Source organism: Mesorhizobium sp. M0898 (assembly GCF_040319695.1).
GTDB lineage: Bacteria > Pseudomonadota > Alphaproteobacteria > Rhizobiales > Rhizobiaceae > Mesorhizobium.
In genome coordinates, this window is the sequence record NZ_JAMYOE010000089.1 from 1 (window position 1) to 8,218 (window position 8,218).

4 protein-coding genes are annotated in these 8,218 nt (G+C 62.0%); 3 read left to right on the forward strand and 1 reads right to left on the reverse strand.

From position 1 onward, the window contains the following. The first annotated feature begins 260 nt into the window (after positions 1-260). The 3 genes from NKH90_RS33770 to NKH90_RS33780 all read left to right on the forward strand — a co-directional run bounded on the left by NKH90_RS33770 (position 261) and on the right by NKH90_RS33780 (position 7,001). A complete protein-coding gene (locus NKH90_RS33770; protein WP_352823602.1) occupies positions 261-3,680 on the forward strand; it encodes an adenylate/guanylate cyclase domain-containing protein in 3,420 nt (1,139 codons plus the stop codon). Positions 3,681-3,777: 97 nt separating this feature from the next. Further along, positions 3,778-5,043 (forward strand): ABC transporter substrate-binding protein, encoded by a 1,266-nt coding sequence (locus NKH90_RS33775; RefSeq protein WP_502893831.1) that lies wholly within the window; start codon positions 3,778-3,780, stop codon positions 5,041-5,043. Positions 5,044-5,414: 371 nt separating this feature from the next. Continuing rightward, complete coding sequence (locus NKH90_RS33780) at positions 5,415-7,001, forward strand: serine hydrolase (RefSeq protein WP_352823605.1); 1,587 nt, start codon at positions 5,415-5,417, stop codon at positions 6,999-7,001. A gap of 501 nt (positions 7,002-7,502) precedes the next feature. Here NKH90_RS33780 and NKH90_RS33785 read toward each other — a convergent pair. Beyond that, on the reverse strand, positions 7,503-8,218 hold a 716-nt coding region (locus NKH90_RS33785), incomplete at its 5' end, for an IS91 family transposase (protein WP_352823607.1).

Genomic DNA, 8,218 nt, shown 5'->3' on the forward strand with positions numbered 1-8,218 from the left:
TCCCCATAGCTCACCGCCTGCGGCCCGCGGGTTCCTGCATCAGAGACTTTCGTACGCCTGACGGCACCCGAAACCCTTCAGCAATATCCGACATTGAGGCCTCCTGGGTCGTTTCCCGAAAACAGACAGACAGCTCAGACGGCATGATGTCCGGGGACCCGTAACTGACATTCGCCTGGTTCCCGAGGGTGTGACGACTCCCCTTCCAATTTGGGATATGGTTCCACACAGCACCCTTAGTGCTTGGTTGGGAGAAGGACGTGGACATCGCGGCATGGCTGAGTAGCCTGGGACTGGAGCGATACGCTCCGGTCTTCCGCGACAATGACATTGAATCCGAGATGCTTCCTCAGCTAACGGCGGAGGATCTGATAGCACTCGGGATCACATCGGTCGGTCACCGGCGCCGGCTGCTTGCCGCTGTGGCTTCATTCGGAGACACATCCGGCCCGTTACTGATCAAAGCATCCTCGCGCGACCGCGGGAGTGCGCCGGCAAGGTCGCCCGAGCATGGTGACGCGCGGCCACCGCACGCCGAACGGCGCCAATTAACAGTCATGTTCGTGGACCTCGTCAGCTCGACCGAGTTGTCGCAGCGTCTCGACCCGGAGGACATGCGGGAGGTTATTCGCGCTTATCAGATCGCAGTGTCGGAAGAGATCTCCCGTTACGAAGGGCGAGTAGCCAAGCTCATGGGCGATGGGGTGCTGGCCTATTTCGGTTGGCCGCAGGCGCACGAGGACGATGCCGAACGAGCGGTTCGCTCGGGCATGGCCGCCGCCGCAGCAACGGCCCGACTTACAGCGCCGGGAGGCGAACCGCTGGCTGCCCGCATTGGCATCGCGACGGGACTGGTCGTTGTCGGCGATCTCGTTGGCGAAGGATCGGCAAAGGAGGAGGCCGTTGTGGGCGACACGCCTAACCTGGCTGCGAGGCTGCAAGCGCTCGCCGAGCCGGGCAGCGTTGTTGTAGCTGACGGCACGCAACGACTGGTGGCCGGTCTATTCGATATGGTCAATCTCGGTCGCGGGGAGCTAAAGGGCTTTGCAAAGCCGGTCCGCACCTGGCGCATTGTCGGCGAGACAGCGGCAGAGAGTCGTTTCGAGGCGAGGCAGGACATTGTGACGCCGATTGTTGGGCGGGACCAGGAACTCGAGTTTCTGGTTGACCAGTGGCACCGGGCCTGCGCCGGGGATGGCCGAGTGGTGCTGCTGTCTGGAGAGCCGGGTATTGGCAAGTCCCGGATTATCGCGGCGATGGTCGATCGATTGAGCGCCGAGCCCCCTCCGCGGCTACGCTATTTTTGCTCGCCCTATCATATCAACAGCGCGCTCCATCCCGTGACCGCGCAGGTCGAACGGGCGGCTGGACTGGATCGCAACGACACCACGGACACCAAGCTCGACAAGCTGGAGGCCCTGCTTCGCGGGATCGTTCCGGACGTGGCGGAAGCAATTCCGCTGTTGGCGACACTGCTGTCGATCGACACGACCGGTCGATACTCGTCGACCAGGCTGCCACCGCTAGCCCAAAAGGCCCGTACTTTGGCCGCCCTCGTCCAACAAATCGAGGCGCTGGCCGTGCGTGAGCCCACTATCGTCCTTGTCGAGGATGCGCACTGGATCGATCCGACGACCGGCGAGTGGCTGGATATGCTGATTGATCGCCTGCGGAACATGCGGGCACTCCTGATTGTAACCTTTCGACCTGAGTTTCAGCCGCGTTGGATTCAGTTATCGCATGTAACCGCGCTCTCGCTTGATCGCCTCGGACTCGGTCAAGGAGCAGCGATCATGGATCGCGTAGCGGGTGGAAAGACCATGCCGCCGGAGGTAGCCAGCGAGATTCTGGCCAAAACCGAAGGCGTTCCGTTGTTCGTTGAGGAGCTGACCAAGACCGTGCTCGACTCCGGTCTGCTTGTCGACGCGGGCGACCACTACGTGCTCTCAGGTCCTCTGCCTCCTCTTGCGATTCCGTCGACCCTTCAGGATTCTTTGATGTCTCGCCTGGACCGGCTGGGGGCGGTCAAAGAAGTCGCTCAAATCGGCGCCTGCATTGGCCGCGGCTTCCATCACCGGCTGCTGGCTGCCGTAACGGACCCCGCCGAAACCCGTCTGCAAGACGTCATGCCGCAGTTGGAAGAATCCGAGCTCGTTTTTCGGCGAGGCGTTCCTCCAGAGGCGACCTATACGTTCAAGCATGCGCTCGTACGGGATGCAGCCTATCAGAGCCTGCTGAAAAGCCGTCGGCAACAGATTCATGCCAAGATCGCCGCGACGCTGGAGGCGCAATTCCAGGAAGTTGTCGCGACAGAACCTGAAACGCTTGCGCATCACTATACCGTCGCCGGCGTGAATTATCAGGCTGCCGTTTATTGGCTCAAGGCAGGGCAGCTCGCGCTCAAGCGATCTGCCAATCTCGAGGCGGCCTCCCACCTCCGCAAGGGGCTCGAGCTGGTCGGATCATTGCCCGGATCTGAGGACCGCCTGCGACTGGAGCTTTCGCTTGAAAGCGCAACGGGAACGGCAATGATTGCAGCCAAGGGCTGGGGAGCACCAGAGGTCCTTCAGGCCTTTTCGAGCGCGCGGAGGCTTGCCGATACGCTACGCGACAAGCCGCAAATATTCGCTGCGATGCGCGGCGAGAGCTCCTACCAGACCATTTCAGGCAACCTGCGCGCTGCCGAGATGCTGGGCCACCAATGCCAATCGCTCGGATTGGAACTCGCGCAAGTGTCCGATGATTCGGGGTACATCCTCGAAGCACATCACCAACTCTGGGGAATCTACTATTACCTCGGTGACTACGACGCGAGCGAACGTCATGCAAGCCATGGCCTGGCCACTTATGATTACGAGCGACATCGTCACCTTGCCTGGGGCTACGCCGGACACGACCCCGGCGTATGCTGTAGGGCGTTTTCCGCACAGATGCTCTTCATGCGCGGCCATTCGGTCCAGGCGATCCTACGCTCACGCGATGCAATGGCGCTAGCCGAGCGAGACTCGCATCCGGTCACCACAGCACAAGCGCAGCTAAGTTTCTGCTTGGTCCACCTGATGCGGCGCGAGCCCGCCGAAGCCCTTCAATGGGCGAAGAAAGCTATCACTCTGTGTGATGAATTCGTCATGCCATTGCTGCTTGGCCAGGCTCGTGTGTATTTCGGCTGGGCGCTCGCCGGTCTGGGGCAGTTGGAGGAAGGCATTCGCCAAATGCGCCTGGGAATTGCGGGTATCGCCGCGACTGGCGCGGATATGGGCATGGCCTACTACCTTTGCATTCTTGCGCGTAACTGCGGCGAGCGCGGCGATGCAAGCGAAGGCCTTGCCCTCCTGGCGCAGGCCTTCGACACTCTGGGCAAATCGACCTCGAAGTATCAGCTACCAGAGTTATTGCGCACAAGGGGTGAGTTGGTTTCAGTGCTGGACCCAACCGATGAAGCCGCCGAAAGCTGGTTCCAGCAATCTCTCACGGCGGCCCGCGATCAAGGCGCGAAATCCTCTGAACTGAGGGCCGCGCTTCGGCTCACCCGCCTCTATGCCGGCCAAGGCCGCAATGACAAGGCGCGGCATATTCTTGCGCCAGTCCACGCCAGCTTCACCGAGGGGTTTGACACGCCTGATCTCGTAGAGTCCAAAGGCCTGCTCCGAATGCTTTCGCATTCGACGGAACGCGGGTGAAGCATTGCATCCGATACGCAAATTCCTAGTTGGACGACGTCGCCGTGGAAGGAGAAGCGATATGCAAACGTGGGCTGGTCTGTTGGTGGGCGCCGCCATGACATTTGCGAGTGGATCGGTTTCGGCAGAAGAGCTCACTATCTTTTGGGCGGAATGGGACCCGGCGAATTACCTTCAGGAACTCGTCAACGAGTATGAGAAGGAAACCGGCGTCAAGGTAACTATTGAAACGACGGCCTGGCCGGGATTCGAAACCAAGGCCTTTGCCGAGTTCAACGCCAGGGGCGACGCCTATGACATGGTCGTCGGCGACTCGCAGTGGCTCGGCGCCGGCTCGACCGGCGGCCACTATGTCGACCTCACCGACTTCTTCGCCAAGCACGATATAGCCAAACTGATGGCCCCCGCGACGGTGAAAGTCTACGCGGAATATCCCGGCAACAGCGGCAAGTATTGGGCGATCCCGCTCGAAGGCGACGCCATGGGCTGGTCCTACCGCAAAGACTGGTTCGAAGACCCGAAGGAAATGGAAGCGTTCAAGGCCAAGTACGGCTACGACCTCGGCGTGCCGAAGGATTTCAAGGCGCTGCGTGACATCGCCGAGTTCTTCTACCGTCCCGATCAGAAGAAATACGGCGTCGCCATCTACACCGACAATGTCCACGACGGGCTGGCAGGCGGCTTCGAAAGCTTGCTCTTCTCCTATGGCGGCGAGCTTGGCGACTATTCGACGTACAAGGTCGACGGCATCATCAACTCCGATAAGGCGATCGCCGCGCTCGAAGCCTACAAGGAACTCTACAAGTTCACGCCTCCGGGCTGGGCCAACGCCAATTTCATCGACGACAACCAGGCGATCACCGAAAACCTGGCCGCGATGAGCATGAACTTTTTCGCGTTCTTCCCATCACTGATCAACGAAGCGAGCAATCCCAACGCCAAGAACACCGGCTTCTTCGCCAACCCGGCAGGGCCGAACGGCGACCAGTTCGCCGCGCTTGGCGGGCAGGGCATCTCGATCGTCTCCTACTCAGCGAAGCAGGCAGAATCCCTGAAGTTCCTGGAATGGTTCATCAAGGATGAGACCCAGAAGAAATGGGCAGCGCTCGGCGGCTACACCTGCAGCGCAGCCGTACTGAAATCGGATGAGTTCCAGAACGCCACGCCCTACAACAAGGCCTTCCACGAGACCATGTTCAAGGTGAAGGATTTCTGGGCGGTTCCCGAGAATGCCGAACTGCTGCTACAATTCAACCAGCGCGTCTATCCTTATGTGACCGGTGAATCCGGCACGGCCAAGGAAACGCTTGACGCGCTGGCAGCCGACTGGAACGCGACGTTCAAGAAATACGGCCGCCAGTAGGCCGTCTGGCCTTGGAAGGAAGCGTCCGGGCCTCTCGGCCATCGGACCCCGTGCAGCAGGCCATAGGGCCTCGCGATGGGCCATATAATTGGCTTCGATGACTTTCTGGTTGGCCGCCCGCCCGTTGGCGAACAACTCCTGAGTAGACGCCATTTGCCGCCCGGGCTTGGAACTTGACGTTCTCCCGCGCAGTCCCATCCAATTGCCGCCCGCGTGTGTAACGCGGCTACTTCACCAGGTCCCGAAATCACATGCGCGCAGCCGCCGTCTCTGCCTGATCTTTGGAACATATCAGTAGAAAATAGCTGTAACCATCTTTCATCTTGCCGCGTATGATCCGATCATCTGCCGTGCAGGTTTGAGGACATGCAATGAAGAAGGCCGCTGCTCTCCTGGTGCTTTCCCTCGTAGCCATGCTACCCGCCGTGGCAGCCGCGCAGTCCTACGTGCCGGAGCTTGGGCCATCGCCGCCGCAGGATGCTGTGGAGCTGTATCCCGGCGGTGTCGAGAAGGCGCTGGCCGCGCTGCCGGACATCGTCAAGAAAGTCAAGGAAGCATCCGACGTTCCCGGCTTCGCCGTGGCGGTGGTGCATGGCGGCAAAATGATCTTTGACGAGGGCTATGGCCTTCGCGACAACCGGGACGACACTTCTAAGGTCAGCAGCACCACCATTTTCCAGGTCGCCTCGGTGTCGAAGTCGATCTCGGCCACGGTGGCCGCGATCGCCATGACGAAGGACCACAGCTTCGACTGGGATACCCCGGTCGGCAAGGTCTGGGACGGCTTTCGCCTCAATCTCGACTATGTCTCGGGCAACGCCACCATCGGCGATTTCTTCGCCCATCGCTCGGGCCTGCCGATGGCGGCGGGCGACGAACTCGAGGATCTCGGCTTCCAGCGCAAGCAGATCGTCGGGAGCCTGTGGATGGTGCCGCTCGATCCCTTCCGCATCTCCTATCACTACGCCAATTTCGGCACGACGATCGGCGCCGAGGCAGTGGCCCACGCCGAGAAACAGCCTTGGGAGCCGCTGGCCAAGAGCCTGTTGTTCGATCCGCTCGGCATGCGCTCGAGCAGCTATCGGCACGAGGACTTCATTGCCGCCGGCAAGAACCGCGCCCTGCTGCATGCGCGCGTGGCGGAGAATGTGTTCGAGCCGCTCTATGACCGCGACCCCGACCAGCAGGCGCCGGCGGGCGGCGTCTCCTCCAGCGCCCAGGATCTTGCCAAGTGGATGATCCTGCTGCTTGGCGACGGCACCTATGGGGGCCAGCCCATGATCGACCCGAAGATCCTGCAGCCCGCCATCACACCGCAGAGCGTGACCTACCGCGGCGAGACGCCCGATACGCGGGCCAGCTCCTATGGCTATGGCTTCAATGTGGGGGTGAACGCCAATGGGCGCACCACCATGGGCCATTCCGGCGCCTTCCTGCTCGGCGCCGGCACCACCTTCCAGATCTTGCCCTCGGCCGATGTCGGCATCGTCGTGCTCACCAACGGCTCCCCCGTCGGCGCCGCCGAGGCGGTCGCCGCCAGCTTCATGGATATCGTGCAATATGGCCAGGTCACCCGCGACTGGTATCCCTACATCAAGCCGCGGTTCATGGCCTACTACAAGCTGGTGGGCGACCTCGCCGGCAAGGTCAAGCCGACGAACCCCGCCAAGGCGCGCAGTCCATCCTTCTACGAGGGCCAATATACGAGCAACTATTTCGACACCGCCACCGTGCGGGCCGATGGCGACAAGCTGATGCTCGAACTCGGCCCGAAGCCCATGCAGTTCACGCTCGAGCACTGGGACGGCGACACCTACGCCCTCACGCCCCGCGGAGAGAACGCGCCGACCGGCTCGCTGTCATCGGTGAAGTTCGTTGGTTCCCCCGGCGGCATTCGCGCGCGAGTGATGACGGTGGACTATCTCAATGAGAACGGGTTGGGGCATTTTCAGAGGTAGGGGCGGAAGCGTCGGGTGCTCCATACACCCTATGCCGTCGAAAAGGCGAACCGGCCGTCTGCAAGGTGATGCCTGGGATGGCGGATTTGTGTGACGGTTCGCTTCCGGGCGTGGAAATCAGGAAGCCGGCATTTGCTCGCGAGCTTCCGACAAGCTACGTCGGCTTTGGCCAGCCGCTGATCCGAAGCAGACCGACGGCTCCCGTGAAGAGTTTCGGGCGCCGGCAGGCGTACGAAAATCCCCGAGGAAGGAACCCGCGGGCCACAGGCGATGGTTATGGGGATTTCGATTTGCGGCTGGTGTCGGCGATGGCGCGACCGCCGCTGGGAAGCGCTGAGGTGAATGCGGACAGACCGCTTCGTTGCGCCTCCGCGCGGTGTTGTCGGGACGGTGGACGGCTGGGCGCGGCTCTGTCGGCGTCGATAATCACCATAGGCGTGCGTCGATCCGTTGCCGGAGGCTGAGTGCCTGCAGCTGAAGGCTGAACCATTCCATGCCGGGTCATGGCGTGCTGCTCCCGGTCGACGGGGAACCGTTTGGCGGTCCGCGCGGCTGCCTCCGTCGTTCGAACACCTCGATCACGATCATGCGGCCGCCACAGCAGGGGCATGGCGGGCGGAAGTTGTCCGGTTCGTCCGTGGTGTCATCGTCGGACGGTGCGGTGACGTTCAGGAGTTCACGAACAAGCGCGAGGCTGGCCCTGCGAGCAGAGCCGGCAAGCAGGCCGCAATGCCGGATGCGGTGGAATCCCTTTGGCAACACGTGGAGCAGGAAGCGGCGGATGAACTCGTCGGTCGCGAGCGTCATGAGCTGCTGCCGGTCGGCGCCGTCGCGGCGGTAGTCCTTGTAGCGGAAGGTGACCCCGTCATCATCGAAGCGGATGAGGCGGCTGTTCGAGATCGCGACCCGGTGCGTGTAGCGCGACAGGTAGGCGAGCACCGCTTCAGGCCCGGCGAACGGCGCTTTGGCATAGACCACCCAGCGCTTCTTCCGGATGGGAGCAAGATGGCGCAGGAATGCCCGCCGCTCGATCAGGTGCGCGATCGACCCGAAGAAGCTGAGCCGGCCCGCCTCGTGCAGCGCGACCAGCCGGGTGAGAAACAGGCGGCGGAACAGCTTGCCGAGAACCCTCACCGGGAGCAGGAAGGCCGGGCGCGACGATATCCACCGGCTTCCGTCCGGCGCGATGCCGCCGCCCGGCACGATCATGTGGACAT